The organism is Aliirhizobium smilacinae, from assembly GCF_006335145.1.
GTDB classification, from domain to species: domain Bacteria; phylum Pseudomonadota; class Alphaproteobacteria; order Rhizobiales; family Rhizobiaceae; genus Neorhizobium; species Neorhizobium smilacinae.
The window spans coordinates 1,869,778-1,888,930 of record NZ_VDMN01000001.1; the positions used below are offsets into that span (position 1 = coordinate 1,869,778).

19 protein-coding genes are annotated in these 19,153 nt (G+C 60.2%); 11 read left to right on the plus strand and 8 right to left on the minus strand.

All coding sequences use genetic code 11. The annotated features are described in order from the left end of the window. The first annotated feature begins 45 nt into the window (after window positions 1-45). Window positions 46-1,386: a hypothetical protein gene (locus FHP24_RS09110; RefSeq protein ID WP_139675678.1), complete on the plus strand. Its 1,341-nt coding sequence runs from the start codon at window positions 46-48 to the stop codon at window positions 1,384-1,386. Next, window positions 1,373-2,158: a COG3904 family protein gene (locus FHP24_RS09115; RefSeq protein WP_139675680.1), complete on the plus strand. Its 786-nt coding sequence runs from the start codon at window positions 1,373-1,375 to the stop codon at window positions 2,156-2,158. The genes FHP24_RS09110 and FHP24_RS09115 overlap by 14 nt, the downstream gene beginning before the upstream one ends. Here the strand turns inward: FHP24_RS09115 and FHP24_RS09120 are convergent. Next, window positions 2,112-3,437, minus strand: coding sequence for an MFS transporter (locus tag FHP24_RS09120; RefSeq protein WP_139675682.1), 1,326 nt, complete (start codon window positions 3,435-3,437; stop codon window positions 2,112-2,114). The two genes, FHP24_RS09115 and FHP24_RS09120, sit on opposite strands and share 47 nt — an antisense overlap. Before the next feature lie 91 nt (window positions 3,438-3,528). Here FHP24_RS09120 and FHP24_RS09125 point away from each other — a divergent pair, with 91 nt between their 5' ends. Beyond that, window positions 3,529-4,410, plus strand: a complete 882-nt coding sequence (locus tag FHP24_RS09125) for a LysR family transcriptional regulator (protein ID WP_139675684.1) — start codon at window positions 3,529-3,531, stop codon at window positions 4,408-4,410. Window positions 4,411-4,469: 59 nt separating this feature from the next. On the opposite strand, the gene FHP24_RS09130 is transcribed toward FHP24_RS09125, so the two are convergent. Next, window positions 4,470-5,021 (minus strand): glyoxalase superfamily protein, encoded by a 552-nt coding sequence (locus FHP24_RS09130; protein ID WP_139675686.1) that lies wholly within the window; start codon window positions 5,019-5,021, stop codon window positions 4,470-4,472. A 276-nt stretch (window positions 5,022-5,297) separates the two neighbouring features. Between FHP24_RS09130 and coaBC the strand changes: the two genes are divergently transcribed. Both coaBC and FHP24_RS09140 read left to right on the plus strand, forming a co-directional pair. Then, entirely contained in the window at window positions 5,298-6,506 is a 1,209-nt protein-coding gene (coaBC, locus tag FHP24_RS09135) for a bifunctional phosphopantothenoylcysteine decarboxylase/phosphopantothenate--cysteine ligase CoaBC (RefSeq protein ID WP_139675689.1), read from the plus strand. A gap of 17 nt (window positions 6,507-6,523) precedes the next feature. Beyond that, on the plus strand, window positions 6,524-6,889 hold the full coding sequence (locus FHP24_RS09140; RefSeq protein WP_139675691.1) for an MmcQ/YjbR family DNA-binding protein: 366 nt from the start codon (window positions 6,524-6,526) through the stop codon (window positions 6,887-6,889). A gap of 20 nt (window positions 6,890-6,909) precedes the next feature. On the opposite strand, the gene FHP24_RS09145 is transcribed toward FHP24_RS09140, so the two are convergent. Next, window positions 6,910-7,716, minus strand: coding sequence for a class II glutamine amidotransferase (locus FHP24_RS09145; RefSeq protein WP_139675693.1), 807 nt, complete (start codon window positions 7,714-7,716; stop codon window positions 6,910-6,912). A 268-nt stretch (window positions 7,717-7,984) separates the two neighbouring features. Here FHP24_RS09145 and otsB point away from each other — a divergent pair, with 268 nt between their 5' ends. From otsB to FHP24_RS09160, 3 genes are all read left to right on the plus strand, one after another. Beyond that, window positions 7,985-8,794 carry a trehalose-phosphatase gene (otsB, locus tag FHP24_RS09150; protein ID WP_139675694.1) on the plus strand — a complete coding sequence of 270 codons (810 nt, stop codon included), beginning with the start codon at window positions 7,985-7,987 and terminating at the stop codon, window positions 8,792-8,794. Between the two features lie 40 nt (window positions 8,795-8,834). Further along, the gene (gene otsA, locus FHP24_RS09155) at window positions 8,835-10,214 is read left to right on the plus strand and encodes an alpha,alpha-trehalose-phosphate synthase (UDP-forming) (protein WP_139675696.1); all 1,380 of its coding nucleotides are present in this window, start codon (window positions 8,835-8,837) and stop codon (window positions 10,212-10,214) included. Between the two features lie 78 nt (window positions 10,215-10,292). Further along, a complete protein-coding gene (locus FHP24_RS09160) occupies window positions 10,293-10,502 on the plus strand; it encodes a TOBE domain-containing protein (protein WP_139675698.1) in 210 nt (69 codons plus the stop codon). Window positions 10,503-10,704: 202 nt separating this feature from the next. On the opposite strand, the gene tsaA is transcribed toward FHP24_RS09160, so the two are convergent. Continuing rightward, window positions 10,705-11,211, minus strand: a complete 507-nt coding sequence (gene tsaA / locus FHP24_RS09165; RefSeq protein ID WP_139675700.1) for a tRNA (N6-threonylcarbamoyladenosine(37)-N6)-methyltransferase TrmO — start codon at window positions 11,209-11,211, stop codon at window positions 10,705-10,707. A 135-nt stretch (window positions 11,212-11,346) separates the two neighbouring features. Here tsaA and FHP24_RS09170 point away from each other — a divergent pair, with 135 nt between their 5' ends. After that, window positions 11,347-11,931 carry an IMPACT family protein gene (locus FHP24_RS09170; protein WP_139675702.1) on the plus strand — a complete coding sequence of 195 codons (585 nt, stop codon included), beginning with the start codon at window positions 11,347-11,349 and terminating at the stop codon, window positions 11,929-11,931. 12 nt (window positions 11,932-11,943) lie between these two features. On the opposite strand, the gene FHP24_RS09175 is transcribed toward FHP24_RS09170, so the two are convergent. After that, a complete protein-coding gene (locus FHP24_RS09175; protein WP_139675704.1) occupies window positions 11,944-13,524 on the minus strand; it encodes a peptide chain release factor 3 in 1,581 nt (526 codons plus the stop codon). Window positions 13,525-13,623: 99 nt separating this feature from the next. Here FHP24_RS09175 and dut point away from each other — a divergent pair, with 99 nt between their 5' ends. Both dut and cysK read left to right on the plus strand, forming a co-directional pair. After that, window positions 13,624-14,094, plus strand: coding sequence for a dUTP diphosphatase (gene dut / locus FHP24_RS09180; protein WP_139675706.1), 471 nt, complete (start codon window positions 13,624-13,626; stop codon window positions 14,092-14,094). A 199-nt stretch (window positions 14,095-14,293) separates the two neighbouring features. Continuing rightward, complete coding sequence (gene cysK, locus FHP24_RS09185; protein WP_139675708.1) at window positions 14,294-15,259, plus strand: cysteine synthase A; 966 nt, start codon at window positions 14,294-14,296, stop codon at window positions 15,257-15,259. Window positions 15,260-15,266: 7 nt separating this feature from the next. Here the strand turns inward: cysK and FHP24_RS09190 are convergent, their stop codons facing one another. The 3 genes from FHP24_RS09190 to FHP24_RS09200 all read right to left on the minus strand — a co-directional run bounded on the left by FHP24_RS09190 (window position 15,267) and on the right by FHP24_RS09200 (window position 19,153). After that, window positions 15,267-16,802, minus strand: a complete 1,536-nt coding sequence (locus FHP24_RS09190; RefSeq protein ID WP_139675710.1) for a YifB family Mg chelatase-like AAA ATPase — start codon at window positions 16,800-16,802, stop codon at window positions 15,267-15,269. Between the two features lie 178 nt (window positions 16,803-16,980). Continuing rightward, entirely contained in the window at window positions 16,981-17,928 is a 948-nt protein-coding gene (gene gshB / locus FHP24_RS09195) for a glutathione synthase (RefSeq protein ID WP_139675712.1), read from the minus strand. 127 nt (window positions 17,929-18,055) lie between these two features. Then, window positions 18,056-19,153 carry a sn-glycerol-3-phosphate import ATP-binding protein UgpC gene (locus FHP24_RS09200; protein ID WP_139675715.1) on the minus strand — a complete coding sequence of 366 codons (1,098 nt, stop codon included), beginning with the start codon at window positions 19,151-19,153 and terminating at the stop codon, window positions 18,056-18,058.

Sequence of the window (19,153 nt, forward strand, 5' to 3'; positions counted from 1 at the left end):
TTCATACCTCTTTAAGGAATACATTCCTCTTCCCGGAGATTGCCGATGGCTTTGGGTCCGACGCAACGCCTGAAGGACGGTATCGTCGCCGTCGAAACCATGACCCGTTTCGCGCTCGCCGTTCTGGCGCTGGCTTCGGGCGTCTATACCTATCTCGGCGTCCGCTCGATCCTCGACGGATCGCCCACCGGCGTGTTCTTTGCCGCGATCATCTATTCGGTTTCGGTCTCGGTCGGCATCTATGCCTTCTGGTCCTACATGGCCCGTTTCTACCCGCATATCACCAGCCGGACCGGCAAGACCGCGATGCTGTTCGTGATGGCGGCAGGCGCGGCGATGATCCTTGCCATGTCGAGCTGGCTGAATGCGGCAGCGCTTGCCGGCTCTGCCGCCGTCGAACAGCATCTTTCGGAAACGGTGGAAGGGTACTCCTCCGATCTCGACCGCGCCCACCAGAACGTGCTTGCTGTCCAGAGCCTGCTGCCGGATATCCAGCGTGCTTCGGAACGTTTTTCGCAGCTTGCCGCTGTCGAGCGGCAGTCCGGCTCTCTCACCGGCACGACCGGATCGGGCAGTGTCGTACAGCTTCTGGCCCAGATGTCGGGGCAGATGAAGTCGCTCGAAGCCAATATCAACGGCTCGCGCGAACAGGTGGCCGAGCTTTTCGAGCAGGGGCAGAAACGGCTTGAAACGATGCGCTCGCTGATTTCCGCGCCCGGCCTGATCGAGCCCCGCGCCGACCAGTTTTCGACGGAAGCGGTGGCGCTGACCGGTGTCATCAGCTCTCTGTCGCAAACGTCGATCGCCCCGTCGATCCGTCGCGCGGCCGACGACCTTTCGCTCGGTTTCATCGCTCCTGTCGCAGACGGCAGCGATGCCAATCTGATCAACCGCCAGGATCAGGTGATGGCAACGGTCAGAGCCTCTGTCGCCGCACAGTCCAAGGCGCTTGCCAAGGCTGCCGACGAGATCCTCGCCCGCCCGCCGATCGTGGAACGCCGCTTCGTACCGCTGTCTTCCGCAGAGGCCGTGCTGCATTACGCGCAGGACTTCATACCCGCCTGGGCCGGCGCGATTTCGATCGACCTTCTGCCGGGCGTGATGGTGTTCATTCTCGCCGTGGCGCATGCGTCCATCCGCAAGCAGGAAGAACAGCTGCCCTATGCCGAAGGTATCACCGCAGCGGAACTGATGCGGGCGCTCGAGATACAACGCGCGCTTTCGGCCAGCGGCGTAGACATTGAAACCGCCGCCGCCAAGGCGGAGAAAAGAGCTGAAGACGATGGCGAACCTGTAAAGGATGGTGAGAGCGCCGAGGAGCCGAACAACATCACCAATCTCGATCCGCGATCGCGCGGCAGGGACAGGCTGCATGACGATCGGTGAGGCGATACGCCGGATCGATGACGGCGTTCTGATGCGCTGCGTCTTCTATCTGCTGCTTGCCGCGTCGGTGACTTTTCTGGTGATCGACGTGCGTGAGATCACCACGGCGAGTGCGCAACTGCCCGGCTTCGACCCGATGCATGACGGTCAGCCCGTGCTTCCGCCGGCCCTGACCGACGGTCGCCCTGCCGCGCCACCTGTGGAGCCGGCAAGCCCGAGCGAGGTGTTCCGCAAAGCGATGACCTTCGATCTGAAACCGGGCGGCGTATTGTTGGCGGAAGGCACGATCGATCCGGGTGCGGCCGGACGATTTGCGCAGGAGATCGAGGCGCGCGGGGAATATGTGAAAACTGTACAGCTGAATTCGCCGGGCGGATCGGTCGACGACGCGATCACCATGTCGAGACTCGTCCGCGAGAAGAAGCTTCAGACGCGGATCGCTTCAAGAGGACTTTGCGCGTCATCCTGCCCGATCGTGTTTTCCGGCGGCGCGGAGCGCATTGCCGAAAAGGAGGCTGTCGTCGGCGTGCATCAGGTATTCAACGGCAGCCGTGAACGGCCTTCCGCGGAACAGGCAATGTCGAGCGCACAATCGACGACGGCGCGGGTTGCCCGTCATCTGGACGAGATGGGGATCGGTTCGGGCCTCTGGCTGCATGCGCTGGAGACCCCGCCCGACCGGCTCTATTATCTGACGGAAAAGGAAATGACGGAATTCGGGCTGGTCACTCGGCCGGCCCCGGCGCCCCGATCGGCAGCCGCGAAGATCTGACAGGATCGGCCCGGCGGCTCAGATAATAAGCCGTCTGTCCGGCAACGAGCGCCAGCGCCAGCATGATGCCGGTGAAGGTGATGACCGCCGACCAGCCGCCAGCACTCCAGAACTTGCCGCCGATCGAACCGGCAATGCTGGATCCCAGGTAATAGGCCAGAAGGTAAAGCGAGGAGGCATGCCCCTTGTTGCTGCCGGCCAGACGCCCGATCAGGGCGCTTGCCACCGCATGAGCCATGAAGAAGCCTGCCGTCAGCATCGCGATACCGAGAATGATGAAAACAAGCGACGCAGCCAAGGTCGTCAGAAGACCGGCAAACATCAGGATGATGCCGGCCATCATGACCTGAAACTGACCGAAACGATCGCTTAGCGTACCGCCGACCCAGGACGAGCCGACACCACACAGATAGGCAGTGAAGATCAGGCCCAGTTCAGTCTGGTTGAGATAATAGGGGTCTGCCACCAATCGGAAGCCTGAATAGTTGTAGATGGTGACGAACGAGCCCATCAGCAGAAAGCCGATGCCGAAGAGCAACGCAAGCGGCCCGCGTTTGACATGGCCGAGCCAGGCCGAAGCGTGATAACTGATATTGGACCGACGCGGCTTGAAGTTGCGCGATGGCGGCAGCATGGTGAAAAAACCGATGGCAGCGGCAATGCCGAAGGCACCGATGACCATCAGCGCCACACGCCAGGACAGAAACTCAGCCAGAATGCCGGTGAAGACACGTCCCGACATGCCGCCCAGGGCATTGCCGGCAATATAAAGACCCATGGCGGCACCAATGCCCTTGGGATCGATCTCTTCCGACAGATAGGCCATGGCAACGGCCGGCACGCCGCCGAGCAGCAATCCTTCCAGCGCACGAATGACGAGGATCAGGTTCCAGTTCGGCATAAAGGCGCAGGCAAGCGTGCAGAGTGATGCGCCCATCAACGAACAGAACATCAGGCTGCGGCGACCGAACCGTTCGGAGATCGCAGCCGCGCAGAAGATTGCCACAGCCAGAAGGCCGGTCGATAACGACAGGGACAAAGAACTTACAGCCGGGCTGACCTTAAATTGCTCGGCGAAGATCGGCATCAATGGCTGCACGCAATAAAGCAGCGCAAAGGTCGAATACCCTGACATGAAAAGAGCCAGGCTCGCCTTACGGTAACCGGGTGTACCCCGCTTCAGATATTGCTTGGGAGGATCAGACTGGAGCGGGGAAGCGGTAGGTTCGAGAATATTGATTTCGGAATTTAAAGAACGGCTGGCTGCGGCGGACGGCATGATAAAAAGACCTTCTGTATGGTCTGGAATCTAGCCAGCATGCGTTCATGTGTCCAATATATGGAGGAGGCGTTCGTGATAGGTTTTAGATATGGAGCTTCGACATCTTCGTTATTTCGTTGCCGTCGCGGAAGAACTGAATTTTACCCGTGCGGCAGCTAAACTCGGCATCGGCCAACCACCGCTGAGCCAGCAGATCCGTGACCTCGAAACGGAGATTGGGTCCCAGCTGTTTCACAGGGTGCCGCATGGAGCCGAATTGACGGCGGCAGGGGCAGCGTTCCTGACGGAGGCGAAGATCGCGCTGGCGGCCGCAGACCACGCCAAACTCTCGGCTCAACGGGCTGCGCGGGGGGATACGGGCCGCCTGACGCTCGGGTTTACCGCATCGGCGACCTTCAACCCGGCCGTGACGAGCATCATCCGGCAGTTTCGCGCTCGGTGGCCGGATGTCGCGCTGTCCCTGACCGAAATGAACAGCAACTGGCTGATGGAAAAGCTCGTCAGGGGCGAACTCGACGTGGCGTTCATTCGGCCGGGGCTGGAAGATCCGAGAGAAGTACGGCTGAAACGCATGGCTGACGAACAGATGTTGATCGCACTGCCCGCCAGCCATCCGCTTGCGGCACAAAGCCGCGTCAGGCTCGCAAGCCTCGCTACCGAGCCCTTCATCATCTTCCCGCGGACGGTGGGGCTCAGCCTCTATACCGATATTCTTCAGGCTTGCCGGGATGCCGGTTTCGAACTGAACGTATCCCAGGAGGCACCGCAGATCCCCTCGGTCGTCAATCTGGTCGCGGCCGGGCTTGGCGTGTCGATCGTGCCGAAATCGCTGGCGAAGATCGAGATCGACGGCGTCGTCTTCCGCCCGATCGAAGGGCCGCCGCTGATGGCGCGGCTCGGGGTCGCCATGATGAAGGAACAGCGATCCCCGATCGCACTCAACCTTTTCGGTCTTGTGCAGGCAAGCTAGCAATTCCAGCAGAAGTGGGAGCCGGTTTTGCGTCCGGAATTGCGTTAAAACCGCTCTGATCAGCTCTTTATTTCGCGCTCGCAGAAGGTGATGCGATTGCTGAACGGGTCAATGACCGTGACTTCCAGCCCCCAGTCCGCCTGCTCCAGCCCCGGTCGCATATAGGGATAGTTTTTCCCAATCAGTTCCTTTTGAAAGGCTTCGGCGCCTGTCATGGGCACGAAGACACGGGCACCCGGCGAGGCATCACCTGCATGTTCGGAGAGATGCAACAGCATGCCGCTGCGCGACATCTGGCAATAAAGCGGTGCGGTGGGCGCAAAGCGGTGCTCCCAGTCCACCGCAAAGCCGAGAAAATCCCGGTAAAATTCCATCGCCTTCGTCACATCGAAGATGCGGAAGATCGGGATGGCCGGCTGGATGGAGATCGGATCTTTCCGTTCGGTGGGGACGGCGGCATCGATCCTGGCGGCCAGGACGTTCCAGTCATCGTAACCGAACTGGGCCGAAACCAGTTCCAGCGCCTTGCTGTGGGAGAGTTCGACATTCTGTTCGGCAAGCGCCTCGCGCAGGCTTTTTGCCATCAGTTTTGCATCGCGGAAATCGCGCATGACTTCATCCTTTCAACGGACGAACGGCTAAATCAGGGCCCGCATTGCTGATCCGTTCGTCATCATTGGCCGGATGGTCAGGATGAAGGTCGGTTGGATGCATTCACCATGGCAGGATACCGCGGGCGGCTGGCCGCATCCGGCCGGGACAAATCGTAGCGCATGGTCCAAGGTCAGGCAAGCTGGCCACGCGCCATTCACCACGCAGGCGGAAAGGCGATTGCAACTTTCAGGACAAGACCTTAGCTTCCGGCCAACTGGCAAGTGGACACGGCAATGGAACTCTCCGGCAAGCGTATTCTCCTCATCATCTCAGGCGGCATCGCGGCCTATAAGAGCCTCGACCTGATCCGCCGCCTGCGCGAGCGTGGTGCCGAAGTGCGGCCGGTGATGACGAAATCCGCCCAGGAATTCATAACCCCGCTTGCGGTCGGTGCGCTGTCTTCAGACCATGTCTACACGGAACTCTTCTCCCGCGAAGACGAGCAGGATGTCGGGCATATCAGGCTGGCGCGTGATTGCGATCTGGTTCTCGTCGCACCGGCCACGGCGAACCTGATGGCAAAGATGGCGCATGGCATTGCTGACGATCTGGCCAGCACCGTACTGCTCGCAACCGATCGGCCGGTTCTGCTGGCGGCGGCGATGAACCCGAAAATGTGGGATGCGGCGCCCACCCGTCGCAATATCGAAACGCTCAGGACCGATGGCATTTCGTTCATCGGCCCGATGGCCGGCGAGATGGCCGAAAGCAACGAAGCCGGCGTCGGCCGCATGGCCGAACCACTACAGATCACGGCTGCGGTCATCGAAATCCTCGACGCCGGAGCAAGACCGCTCGAAGGCCGAACCGCGATCGTCACCTCCGGCCCGACCCATGAGCCGATCGACCCGGTGCGCTACATTGCAAACCGCTCTTCCGGCAGACAGGGCCATGCGATCGCTGCGGCTCTGGCAAGGCTTGGCGCCAAGGTCACACTTGTTTCCGGTCCGGTGACGATCCCCGATCCTTCAGGAATGACGACGTTGCATGTGGAAACGGCGAGCGAAATGCTTGAGGCCGTCACGTCGCAGCTCCCTACGGATATCGCCGTGATGGTCGCGGCCGTTGCCGATTGGCGCGTGGTGACCTCGGCGGACCAGAAGATCAAGAAGCAGCCGGGCGAAGCGCCGGCGGCGCTGCAGCTGACGGAAAACCCGGATATCCTGAAGACGATCGGCCACCACGCCCAGCGGCCGCAACTGGTCGTCGGTTTTGCGGCCGAGACGCAGAATGTCGAGGCCTACGGCCGCGCCAAGCTTGAGCGGAAAGGCGCCGACATGATCGTCGCCAACGACGTTTCGCCGGAAACCGGCGTGATGGGCGGCAACCGCAACCGGGTGAAGATCATCTCCGCCCAGGGCATCGACGAATGGCCGGATCTTTCCAAGGAAGAGGTGGCCGAACGGCTGGCTGCGCTGATCGCCTCCAAGCTTTCGGGCTGAAACGGGAGCCGGGAACAATGAGCCTGTTCACGAAAAAGGGTTTCGATGCCTTTGTGAAGAAATTGCCGGGGACATCCTTCGTCGATCAGTGGGGTTCCCATGTCGCCAAGGTGGGCGACAAGGTGTTCACCCTTCTCGGCGAGGGAGGCGAGGCACGCGTCGTCGTGAAATGCACCGAGGAAAGCTTCGAGATCCTGACGGCACTCGACGGGATCGGCCAGGCACCCTATTTCGCCAAACGCAAATGGGTGGAGATCCGCGCCGGTTCACCGCTTTCGGAAGACGAAGTCGCACATTATCTGACCCGCTCCTACGAACTGGTCGCGGCAGGGCTGACGAAAAAGCTGCGGCTGGAGCTCGGGATCGTACTTCCCGGCAAATAACGATCGAGGACCGTGAGCGGTCAAGCGGCTTCGGCCAGAAGCCTGGGCTGAAACAGCGACGCCTGCATGCCATCCGGGCAAACGCGCACGGCGCTGCCATCCGGAATTTCCACCCAGGTATCAGCTTCGTCGTTCAACGGCTCGGATACGAGGCAATAACCGCTCTTGGCACCGGCGCTGCCGCCCATCGGGGCTGCGTAGAGGGTCGGCGGTTTGTGGTCGGTCGCGTAGCGGACGGCGTAAAGCTGCTGGCCGTTGGAGAAACAGGCGGTGAATCGTACCAGAGCCTCGCCGGATTTTTTCATCGACAGCGACTCGACCATGGCGATCGCCTTTTCCATCGCACCGAGCGGATCGGCATCGAGCCCGAACTGCAGGGCCAGAAGAAAGATCATTTCACTGTCGGTCGTGCCGGTGCGCGCGGCAAACAGGTCGTCCGACAACAGGCTTTCCATCGGGCGGCGGATACGATCGAAGTTCGCAATCTGGCCGTTATGCATGAAGGACCAGTGACCGTGAACGAAGGGATGACAGTTGTCGCGTCGGGTTGCCCCCGATGTTGCCGCACGGACATGGGCTAGAAAAAGCGACGAGCGGATCTGGCGGGCGAGACTTCTCAGGTTGCAGTCCGACCAGGCGGGCAGGACATCCCGGTAGCGGCCGGGTTCTGGCCTTTCACCATACCAGGCGATGCCAAAACCATCTCCATTGGTCGCCGTCTTGGCGCGGGTTGCACAATGGGATTGCTCGATGAGGGAATGCGCCGGCGATGAAACAAGCTCTTCCAGATAAAGCGGTTCGCCTCGATAGGCAGCCCAGCGGCACATAGGTTTTGTCACTCCGAAGGATACCGCGGCCAATCGCGGCGTATTAAGAGGAGGGTCGAGTTATTCGCCTAATGAAAAGTTAAGCTAACAGTATTCGTGACGGAATTGCGACGGCCAAGACTTCACGTTTTGCAACGCATATTAAAACTGTGGTGCGTCGGCCACTGTCTGAACCGTGACCGGACTCGATCGCAGAGACTGCCCCATTTGCGGCCATTCCGTGGCGATGAGGGTTGCCTAAGCCCGATGCTGGCCTAGATAAAGAGCTATGTCGCAGCAAGCAAAGTCACGTGAAGCCCAGCTCACTTCTGGTCTCACGCCACCCGGAACAGCGGTTTCGGACCTTCTCAGGGATCTCGATCGCTGGGCACTGTTTCTCGATATCGACGGCACGCTGATCGATCTGGCTGACACTCCCGACGGGATCGTCGTGCCTGCGGACCTGCCGGCCAATCTCGATGCGGTGTCGAAAAAGCTCGGCGGCGCATTGGCGCTGGTTACCGGCCGTGCCCTGCCCTATGCCGACAGACTGTTTCAACCCTACCAGTTTCCGATCGCAGGTCTGCATGGTGCAGAGCGGCGCATGTCCGATGGCGCGATCGATTGCGTGACGTCAACGCCGGAATTCGAACTGCTGAAGGCGGGTCTTTTCAGCGACACCGCCGGTTGGGACGGCGTGCTGATCGAGGACAAGGGCGCGGCTGTCGGTGCGCATTACCGGCAGGCGCCGGAGCGGCAGACTGATCTGGAAGCGCTGATGGAACGTGCGGCGGCAGATGCCGGCAGCGATTTCACATTGCAGCGTGGCAAGATGGTGATCGAAATTCGCCCGGCGCGCGCCAGCAAGGGCGAAGCCTTGCGCAGCTTTCTCGACGAACCACCATTTGCCGGCCGATTGCCGGTCGCGATCGGCGATGACCTGACCGACGAAGCCATGTTCAAGACCGCCAATGCGCTTGGCGGTCTCTCTATCCGGATCGGTGAAGCAACCCTGCCTGATGGCAACGCCACGCAGGCGACGATGCTGCTCTCTTCCGCAGCCGAGCTTCGCGACATTCTGGCCGGTTTCGCGCGATAATGCGTCGGCCGCCTATATTCATAGTTAGAAGGAATTTGCCTTGAGCCGCCTTGTGGTCGTTTCAAACCGTGTCACCGTTCCGAAAAAAGCAGGCGATGCGCCTGCCGGAGGCCTGGCCGTCGCCCTGCAGGCAGCGCTTGAAGAGCGCGGCGGCATCTGGATGGGATGGTCGGGAAATTCCAGCGGCGACCGCGAACCGGAAAAGATGGATATCCGCGAACATGGCAACATCACCTATGCGCTGACGGATCTCACCGATACCGATGTCGAGGAATATTACCACGGCTTTGCCAATCGGGTGCTCTGGCCGATCTGCCATTACCGGCTGGACCTGGCGGAATATGGCCGCAAGGAAATGGCGGGCTATTTCCGCGTCAACCGGTTTTTCGCCCACAAGCTGGCGCCTCTTTTGAAAGAGGACGATATCATCTGGGTGCATGACTATCACCTGATCCCGCTTGCGGCCGAGCTCCGACAGATGGGCTTCAAGAACAAGATCGGCTTCTTCCTGCACATCCCCTGGCCGCCGGCGGACGTGCTGTTTGCCATGCCGGTGCACGAACAGATCATGCGCGGGCTTTCGCAATACGATCTCGTCGGCTTCCATACCGATTTCGACCTCGACAATTTCGGCGGCGGACTGGTGCGCGAAGGTATCGGCGAGCGGCTGGAGGGCGGCAAGAAATTCTCGACCTATGGCCGAACCTTCAAGGGCGGGGCTTATCCGATCTCGATCGAAACCGAAGCTTTTTCCAAGTATGCGGTGAAGGCCTCGCGCAACGTGATGGTGAAGAAGGCGCGGCAGAGCATCGAGGGCCGCGCACTGATCATAGGCGTCGATCGGCTGGACTATTCCAAGGGCATCACCCAGCGTATCGACGCTTTCGAGCAGTTTATTAGGCTCAACCCCGCCTACCAAAACCAGGTGACGTATCTGCAGGTCACCCCGAAATCCCGTTCGGAAGTGCCGGAATACGAACAGATGCAGCGCACGGTCGCCGAACAGGCGGGGCGCGTGAACGGCGCTCTGGGTCAGGTGGACTGGACACCGATCCGTTACGTCAACCGTTCAATCGCCAGACCGCTTCTGGCGGGGCTCTACCGGTTGGCGAAGATAGGTCTGGTGACGCCATTGCGCGACGGCATGAACCTCGTTGCCAAGGAATATGTGGCGGCGCAGGATCCGGAAGATCCGGGCGTGTTGGTTCTCTCCCGCTTTGCCGGTGCAGCGCGAGAACTGAGCGGTGCACTGCTCGTCAATCCCTATGATATCGAGGGCACAGCGCATGCAATTGCGCGCGGGCTCACCATGTCACTGGATGAGCGCAAGCAGCGTTGGGAGAAGATGATGGACCACCTTCTCGAATACGACATCAATCGCTGGTGCGACGATTTCCTCAGGGATCTCACGGCGGAATAAAGCAGGAATCGACGTTGACATGTGTCGCGGTGCGTATTTTTCTAAACACGACAAAAGATCATAATTTGAGGGAATATTATGAAAATCAGTGCACGTAACCGTTTCAAAGGCAAGGTTATCGAGGTCACGAAGGGTGCGACCACGGCACATGTCCGTATCGATCTGGGCAATGGCCTGATCGTCACCTCATCGATCACCAACGAGGCCGTGGACGAACTTGCGTTGGCCGTCGGCGCCGACGCCTATGCTGTGATCAAGGCCTCGGACGTGATGGTCGCGACCGATTGACCCATTCGGTGAGGCGGACGATGCTCCGCCCATCCGAAAATTTTCTGCTCTGATGCATAAACCTTGAGTTTATAGTCCCGTTGAGCGGCTCGACTTGCCCGGTTTGGCGCGAAAGGCAAAAACTGCTTGGATCACATGATTGCTCTTCAAGCCTTTCCGCCATTCTTCGAAACACGAAACAGAAGCCTTCTGGCAATGTGATTCACGGCAGCAGGTTCGCATCCGTGTCGAAATCACCCTTTTGCGGCGGCGCGATCGGATTGAACAGGCTACGATCCGGCTTGACGTCCAGAAGCGGCGTGCCATCGAGACAATCGAGACCGCGCACCAGCAGCACGTTGCCTTCAATACCCTCGAGTTTGACGATCGAAGTCCCTATCGGGTTCGGCCGCACGGGCGAGCGCAGAGAAAATGTACCGTGTACCTTACCGTTGCTGGCAGGACTCTGCAGCACGAGATCCCTGCGGGACTGATGCAGCCAGTAGAGAATTTCGAGCCGTTCGAAGACCTCGGCACCTTTCAGCGCCGATACCCACGGCTCGTAGATTTCGATACGGCAGACCGGACCATCATGGCGGCCCTGTCGCGGCGTCTCCATGCGCGAAGTCCACGGCGTTGAAATAATACCTATGAAAACAAGGCCGGCATCGGTCGGTTCAGGCGGTATTACGCGCACCTCGTTTTGACGGATTTCGTTCTCACGAACCATTCTTCATCTCCTGACGGAAATTCAATCGACATAGTTATCTGGATATATCGCTTGGCCGCAAAGCGCCATAAAGTTGCGGCTCGGTTGGAATTTTGGCCACTTCCATTCAGCCAGCCACAGGGATAATGCTCTGAAATGTTCCAGCTAGAGCAAGCGGCCACATTCGAGCAGCTAATCAAGAAAAGCCGTTTTCTGGCGATCGCGCTCCCGGTTGCGACCGAGGAGGAAGCGAAGGCAGCAGTTGCCGCGCACGCTCAGTCTGGCGCCAATCACAATTGCTGGGCATGGCGGATCGGAGCGACCTATCGCTTTTCCGATGACGGCGAGCCGAGCGGTACGGCGGGCAAGCCGATCCTTGCCGCAATCGACGGACAATCCCTGGACAAGGCAGTGGTGATCGTAACCCGCTGGTTCGGCGGCATATTGCTCGGCAGCGGCGGCCTCGTGCGTGCCTATGGCGGCACGGCTGCGGCCTGTATCAAGGCAGCAGCGCTCGTGGAGGTGAAGCCTTCGGTGCAGGGCAAGCTTAGCCTCGACTTTGCAGATCTCGCCCGCGTCAAGGCAAGGCTGCAATCCGTGACCGACCTGTCAATTGCGGAAGAGCATTTCAACGAGACCGGCGCCGACATCCTGCTTCGGGTGCCGGAGGCCGAGACGGAAACAGTTTCCCGTCTGGTTTCCGATCTGACCAGCGGACGTGCCGAACTGAAGCTCGATTAGTAAAGGCTGATATTACGCCGCCTTGGCGACGTGATATTCCTTAATCGCAACCATCTTGATCGCCGGATAACGTTCCGATTCATAACGCAGCGAAAACGCATCCTGCGCCAGGAAAACCGGATCACCGTCGAGATCGCGGGCGATATCGCCACGCTTGACGGTGAGGAATTTATCCATTTCCGCCGGCTGGTCCGAAGAGATCCAGCGGCAAACGGAAAAACGCGACATTTCGAACGAGACCGGCAGCGTATATTCCGCCGACAGCCGCTCCTTCAGGACGTCGAGCTGCAGCGCTCCGACCACGCCGACGATAGCCGGTGAGCCGTCTTCCGGCGAAAACAACTGTACGACGCCCTCTTCCGCCATCTGCTGCAGGGCTTCCTTCAGCTTTTTCGCCTTCATCGCATCTTCCAGCCGCACGCGGCGGAGGATTTCAGGCGAGAAGTTCGGCACGCCCTGGAAGACCAGATTTTCACCCTCGGTCAGCGTATCGCCGATCCTGAGCGTTCCGTGGTTCGGAATGCCGACGACATCGCCGGCGAAGGCCGTATCGGCGATGTGGCGCTGTGAAGCGAAGAAGAATTGCGGCGCGGTGAGGCCAAGCTGCTTGCCGGTGCGGGCCAGCCGCGCCTTCATGCCACGCTCCAGCTTGCCGGAGCAGATGCGGGCAAAGGCGATGCGGTCTCGGTGGTTCGGATCCATGTTCGCCTGAATCTTGAAGACGAAGGCCGTCATCTTTTCCTCAGCGGCATGCACCGTGCGGATATCGGCCACCTGATCGCGCGGTGGAGGCGCAAAGTCGGCCAGAGCGTTGATCAGATCGCGCACTCCGAAATTGCGCAGCGCCGAGCCGAAGAAGACCGGCGTCATATGTCCTTCGAGGAAGGCCTGCCTGTCGAAGGGACGGCAAGCCTCTCTGGCCAGTTCCACTTCTTCGACGAAGGCTGCGCGTTCGTTTTCCGGCAGGCGATCGGCCACGGCCTGAGGGCCGTTGACGACCACCGCCTCCTCGCTGTCTGGACCACGCACCTTGTTTGTGGCCAGCTGATAAGACCCGCAAAAACTCTTGGATCGGCCGATCGGCCAGGTGATCGGGGCGGTATCCAGCGCCAGCTTTTCCTCGACCTCATCGAGAATTTCGAAAATGTCGCGGCTTTCGCGGTCCATCTTATTGATGAAGGTGATGATCGGGATGTCGCGCATGCGGCAGACTTCGAACAGCTTCAGCGTCCGCGGCTCGATACCCTTGGCGGCATCTATGACCATGATGGCGGCATCGACCGCCGTCAGCGTACGGTAGGTATCGTCAGCAAAGTCTTCGTGACCGGGCGTATCGAGGATGTTGAAGACCTTGTCGGCATATTCGAAGGTCATCACCGAGGTGACGACCGAGATGCCGCGCTCACGCTCGATCTTCATCCAGTCGGACCGCGTCTGGATGCGATCCTTCTTCGCCTTGACCTCGCCGGCAAGCTGGATGGCGCCGCCGAACAGAAGCAGTTTTTCAGTCAGCGTCGTTTTGCCCGCGTCCGGGTGGGCGATGATCGCAAATGTACGGCGGCGGGAAACCGCTTCTGCCAGTGTTTCGGCCATGTCAGCAACAATCCTTCGAGTTGCCGCGTATCTAGCGACTTAGTGGATAAGTTTCAATTCGTGTTTGACCTCGACGGCCGCCACCGGGCTAATGGAGCGATGAACGTTAACACCCCTTCTTCACCCACGCTCAATCTTCTCCGCCTGCCGAATGGCGATGGACTGGATCTCCCGACCTATGAAACCACCGGTGCGGCCGGCATGGATCTTCGCGCGGCGGTGGCCGAGGCCGAGCCCATGACGCTTGCACCGGGAAAACGGGCACTGGTGCCAACCGGCTTCATTTTCGAGATCCCGGCGGGTTATGAGGCGCAGATCCGTCCCCGCTCCGGCCTCGCCTTCAAGAACGGTATCACCTGCCTCAACACGCCCGGCACGATCGACAGCGATTACCGCGGCGAAGTCAAGGTTCTGCTCGTCAATCTCGGCGACGAGGATTTCACCATTACCCGCGGCATGCGCATCGCCCAGATGGTCGTGGCACCGGTGACGCAGTTGAGCGTGGCTGAAATCACCGAGACAAGCTCGACCCAGCGCGGTGCCGGCGGATTTGGTTCGACCGGCGTCTGAGGCGCTTGATGCAGGAGCGTGACGCTCCTCAGCTTTGATAGCTATCAATAACCTCTCCCATGCAGCATGGCATTGCGCCGAAACCTGCATCGGGAGCAGGATATTTCGCGTATTTTTGACGTGATAAGACAAAATCGGCCTCGCCTGTTGCTCCATCGAACACTATTTTTCGTTCAACCTTTCAAGTGGAGAAACGACAATGTCGGTGAACAAGCCGGGCCGCGGCCGTATCTATTCCTCGATCACCGAAACGATCGGTGACACGCCGCTCGTCCGGCTGGACAAGCTGGCAAAAGAAAAGGGCGTGAAGGCCACCATCCTCGCCAAGCTCGAATTTTTCAATCCGATTTCGTCGGTCAAGGACCGTATCGGGGTGGCCATGATCGAAAGCCTGGAAGCACAGGGCAAGATCACACCCGGCAAAACCACGCTCATCGAACCCACCTCGGGCAACACCGGAATCGCGCTCGCCTTTGCCGCTGCCGCAAAAGGTTACAAGCTGATCCTGACCATGCCGGAAACCATGTCGGTCGAGCGCCGCAAGATGCTGGCACTGCTCGGCGCCGAACTCGTTCTGACCGAAGGCCCGAAGGGCATGAAAGGCGCGATCGCCAAGGCAGAAGAGCTTGCCGCCACGCTTCCCGATGCGATCATTCCGCAGCAGTTCGAAAACCCTGCCAATCCGGAAATCCACCGTAAGACCACAGCCGAGGAAATCTGGAACGATACCGATGGCAAAGTCGATATTTTCGTTGCCGGCATCGGCACAGGCGGAACGATCACCGGCGTCGGCCAGGTGCTCAAGAGCCGCAATCCGGACGTGAAGGTCATCGCCGTCGAGCCGAAGGAATCTCCGGTTCTTTCGGGCGGCGAACCCGGTCCCCACAAGATCCAGGGCATCGGCGCCGGTTTTGCGCCAAAGGTTCTCGATACGGAAATCTATGACGAGATCGTCACGGTCGCCAGCAGCGACGCCTTGGAAACCGCGCGCCACGTGGCGCAGCTGGAAGGCGTGCCGGTGGGCATCTCGTCCGGTGCAGCTCTGAAGGCGGCAATTGAAGTCGGTAGCCGGCCGGAAAATGCCGGCAAGACCATTGTCGTGATCATCCCCTCCTTCGCGGAACGTTATCTCTCCACCGCTCTATTCGACGGACTGGGCGGCTAAAAGCCAGTCACGCCGCCGCGATGGCCAGCCGCTCGCTGGCCATGCGGTAGGAAATCGCTTCGGCAAGGTGAAGTCGGCCGACCGTCGGCTTGCCGTCGAGATCAGCCAATGTGCGCGCCACCTTCAGGACACGGTGATAGCCGCGAGCGGAGAATTTCAGTTTCTCCGCCGCATCCCGCAGCAATTGCAGACCGGATGCATCAGGCTCGGCAACTTTTTCGATCAGTGACGTCGAGCAACGCGCATTGGTGAGCGGCCCCGACAGACCCGCGGCCAGATAGCGATCCTGTTGTAGTTCCCTCGCTGCATGAACCCGTTTCGCCACGTCGGCGCTGCTTTCCGCAGCCGCCGGACGGATGAGATCCGATGCCGAAACCGCCGGCACATCGATGCGGATATCGATACGATCCATCAGCGGCGCGGAAATGCGTCCCTGATAATCGGCGGCGCAACGGGGACCACGGGCGCATGAATGGCCGGGCTCCCCCGCCATGCCGCAACGGCAGGGGTTCATCGCAGCGACGAGCTGCATGCTCGCCGGATAGGAAACGCGATGGTTGGCCCGGGCGATGACGCATTCACCGGTTTCCAAAGGCTGGCGCAGCGCGTCCAGCACCTGCGGCGAAAATTCCGGAAACTCGTCGAGAAACAGAACGCCGTGATGAGCAAGCGATGCCTCACCCGGCTTTGCCCTGAGCCCTCCGCCGATCAGCGCTGCCATGGTCGCCGAATGATGCGGGGTGCGATAGGGCCGCCGGTCCGACAGCTTGCCGCCCGACAATTGCCCGGCGATCGAATGGATCATCGAGACTTCCAGAAGTTCGGCTGCCGATAGCGGCGGGAGGATGGAGGGCAGTCTCGCCGCCAGCATGGATTTTCCAGAACCTGGCGGTCCGACAAAAAGCAGGTTATGGCCGCCGGCCGCTGCGACCTCCAAAGCTCGCTTGGCGCTTTCCTGGCCCTTGATCTCTGCCAGATCCGGCAGGTTTGCGGGAAGCGCGCGGATCGCCGGCTGCGGCCTCGATATGACCTGCGTTCCGCGAAAATGGTTGGCAAGCGCGATCAGGCTACGCGGCGCAAGGATATCAACATCCGGTCCAGCCCAGGCGGCTTCCGGGCCGCTGTCAGCCGGGCAGATCAGGCCCTTGCCGAGCGCATTGGCACTGATTGCCGCCGGAAGCGCGCCGGCAACCGCCGCAAGCGTACCATCCAAATTCAGCTCGCCGATTACCACATGATCGGCAATGGCATCGCCCGGAATGGCGCCGAGTGCTGCCATCAGGCCAAGTGCGATGGCAAGGTCGAAATGGGAGCCTTCCTTGGGAAGATCCGCCGGAGCGAGATTGATCGTCACCTTTTTGGGCGGCATGGCAAGCCCGGAGGCATGCAGTGCCGCCTGGACCCGCTCGCGGCTTTCTGCAACCGCCTTGTCCGGCAGGCCGACGATATGAACACCCATCTTGCCCGGCCCGACCATGACTTGAACATCGACAGGCACGCCCTCTATGCCCTGGAATGCAATGGTACTGACGCGTGAAACCATGCCATTCGCTCCCCGATACACGTCCGGAACGACGGCCCTACCCTGTGGCCCACCCTTCGCACCAGCACAACCATAAGCTGACACGCTACAGAATTTTAAACAAGAACAAAAATCGAACATTCAAACAAAAAAGGACACCCGATCGGATGTCCTTTTACTCGCACACGAATGAGAAAGATCAGTTCTTCGCTTCGATCGCGTCCCACATCAGGCTCGCGACATCGGCACCGCCGAATTTTTTCACTTCGCGGATGCCGGTCGGCGAAGTGACGTTGATTTCGGTCATATAGTCACCGATGACATCGATGCCGACGAAGATGAAGCCGCGTTCGCGCAGCGCCGGCCCGATCCGTGCGCAGATTTCCCTTTCGCGCGTCGTCAGTTCGGTCGGCTCGGCACGGCCGCCGACATGCATGTTGGAGCGGCTGTCGGTTTCCGCCGGCACGCGGTTGATCGCTCCGACCGGCTCGCCATCGACGAGAAGGATGCGCTTGTCCCCCTTGCGGACCTCTTTCAGATAGCCTTGAGCGATATAGGGCTCGCCGCGGTACATCTGGCCGAACATTTCCAGAAGCGAAGTGAAGTTGCGGTCGTCGCGAGCCGAATGGAAGACGCCGGCGCCGCCATTGCCATAAAGCGGCTTCAGGATGATATCGCCCAACTCCTGACGGAAAGCGGCGATTTCGGCCGGATCACGCGAGATCAGTGTCGGCGGCATCAGATCGGCGAATTCCGTGACGAAGATCTTTTCAGGCGAATTCCGTACCCACGCCGGATCGTTGACGACGAGCGTCTTCGGGTGGATGCGTTCCAGCAAATGGGTCGAGGTGATGTAGCCCATGTCGAAGGGCGGATCCTGGCGCAGAAGCACGACGTCCATCTGCGAAAGATCCACGCGTTGCTTCTCTCCGAGCGTAAAATGATCGCCCTTGATGTCGCGGACCTGCAGTGGTTCGACGGCGGCAAAGATCTTGCCGTCGCGCATGGTCAGGCGATCGGGCGTATAATGGAAAAGCTCGTAGCCGCGCGATTGGGCCTCCAAGGTCATTGCGAAGGTGGAATCGCCAGCAATGTTGATGGTGGAGATGTGGTCCATCTGGATTGCGACCTTGCGAACATGCGCCATGAGTTCTGTCCCCGAAAAATGTGCCGCCTATTTGGGCTTGCCTGATTTAGGATGGCAGTGGCCCGAAAGCAATGCGGCCGGGAACAATCCCGGCCGCACATTGTCAATACGCTTCTGACCCTTCGTTTCAGCCGACCGGCTCAGCCACAGCAGCGACCGCCTTGGCAGGCGCACGCGCATCCAGGCGCTTGCCAGTCTCGGCATCGAAGAAATGCAGTTTGGAGGGGTCGATCGTGATCCGCATACCATCGGTGATTTCGGCTTCGCCAGACAGTGCGATCGTCACGGCTTGATCGCCGACAACACCGTGGGCAAGGCGCTGAGAACCGAGTTCCTCGACATATTCGACGGTAAAAGGCATGCCCTCGTCACCCGAAACAACGCGCAGATCCTCGGCGCGCAGGCCGACTGTGACCGCGCCGGAAGTCGGCGCGTAACCGTTGAGCGAAATCAGCGAGGGGCCGATCGCCAGCTTGTCGCCTTGAAGCTCAGCCTTCATGAGGTTCATGGCCGGAGAGCCGATGAAGCTCGCGACGAAGGTCGAGGCCGGGGTGTGATAGACATCCAGCGGCGAACCGACCTGCTCGATCTGTCCGCCGCTCAACACGACGAGGCGGTCAGCAAGCGTCATCGCTTCGAGCTGGTCGTGGGTGACGTAGATCGAGGTCGTGCCGAGACGGCGCTGCAGGCGCTTGATCTCGCCACGCATGGAAACGCGCAGCTTGGCGTCGAGGTTCGACAACGGCTCGTCGAAGAGGAAGGCGGCCGGCTTGCGGACGATGGCGCGGCCCATGGCGACGCGCTGACGCTGACCGCCGGACAATGCACGCGGCTTGCGGTCGAGATACTGGGTGATTTCCAACATGCGGGCCGCTTCATTGACGCGCGCGTCGATTTCCGCCCTCGGCGTCTTGCGGTTCTTCAGACCGTATTCGAGATTCTGGCGCACCGTCATATGCGGGTAGAGCGCATAATTCTGGAACACCATGGCGATGTCGCGGTCGGCCGGCTCCACCTCGTTGACCACGCGGTCTCCGATCTTCACGGTGCCTTCAGAAATCGCCTCAAGCCCTGCGACCATGCGCAGAAGCGTGGACTTGCCGCAGCCGGAGGGGCCGACGAGGACGATGAACTCGCCGTCCTTAATGTCGAGGTTGATGTCGGAGACGGCGCGCACGCCGCCGGTATAAATCTTGCCAACGCTGCTGATGTCGATCGCGGCCAT

Coding starts and splice junctions, on each gene's coding strand:
- FHP24_RS09110 (WP_139675678.1), top strand. CDS start 46: ATGGCTTTGGGTCCGACGCAACGCCTGAAGGACGGTATCGTCGCCGTC.
- FHP24_RS09115 (WP_139675680.1), top strand. CDS start 1,373: ATGACGATCGGTGAGGCGATACGCCGGATCGATGACGGCGTTCTGATG.
- FHP24_RS09120 (WP_139675682.1), bottom strand. CDS start 3,437: ATGCCGTCCGCCGCAGCCAGCCGTTCTTTAAATTCCGAAATCAATATT.
- FHP24_RS09125 (WP_139675684.1), top strand. CDS start 3,529: ATGGAGCTTCGACATCTTCGTTATTTCGTTGCCGTCGCGGAAGAACTG.
- FHP24_RS09130 (WP_139675686.1), bottom strand. CDS start 5,021: ATGCGCGATTTCCGCGATGCAAAACTGATGGCAAAAAGCCTGCGCGAG.
- coaBC (WP_139675689.1), top strand. CDS start 5,298: ATGGAACTCTCCGGCAAGCGTATTCTCCTCATCATCTCAGGCGGCATC.
- FHP24_RS09140 (WP_139675691.1), top strand. CDS start 6,524: ATGAGCCTGTTCACGAAAAAGGGTTTCGATGCCTTTGTGAAGAAATTG.
- FHP24_RS09145 (WP_139675693.1), bottom strand. CDS start 7,716: ATGTGCCGCTGGGCTGCCTATCGAGGCGAACCGCTTTATCTGGAAGAG.
- otsB (WP_139675694.1), top strand. CDS start 7,985: ATGTCGCAGCAAGCAAAGTCACGTGAAGCCCAGCTCACTTCTGGTCTC.
- FHP24_RS09160 (WP_139675698.1), top strand. CDS start 10,293: ATGAAAATCAGTGCACGTAACCGTTTCAAAGGCAAGGTTATCGAGGTC.
- tsaA (WP_139675700.1), bottom strand. CDS start 11,211: ATGGTTCGTGAGAACGAAATCCGTCAAAACGAGGTGCGCGTAATACCG.
- FHP24_RS09170 (WP_139675702.1), top strand. CDS start 11,347: ATGTTCCAGCTAGAGCAAGCGGCCACATTCGAGCAGCTAATCAAGAAA.
- FHP24_RS09175 (WP_139675704.1), bottom strand. CDS start 13,524: ATGGCCGAAACACTGGCAGAAGCGGTTTCCCGCCGCCGTACATTTGCG.
- dut (WP_139675706.1), top strand. CDS start 13,624: ATGAACGTTAACACCCCTTCTTCACCCACGCTCAATCTTCTCCGCCTG.
- cysK (WP_139675708.1), top strand. CDS start 14,294: ATGTCGGTGAACAAGCCGGGCCGCGGCCGTATCTATTCCTCGATCACC.
- FHP24_RS09190 (WP_139675710.1), bottom strand. CDS start 16,802: ATGGTTTCACGCGTCAGTACCATTGCATTCCAGGGCATAGAGGGCGTG.
- gshB (WP_139675712.1), bottom strand. CDS start 17,928: ATGGCGCATGTTCGCAAGGTCGCAATCCAGATGGACCACATCTCCACC.
- FHP24_RS09200 (WP_139675715.1), bottom strand. CDS start 19,153: ATGGCCGCGATCGACATCAGCAGCGTTGGCAAGATTTATACCGGCGGC.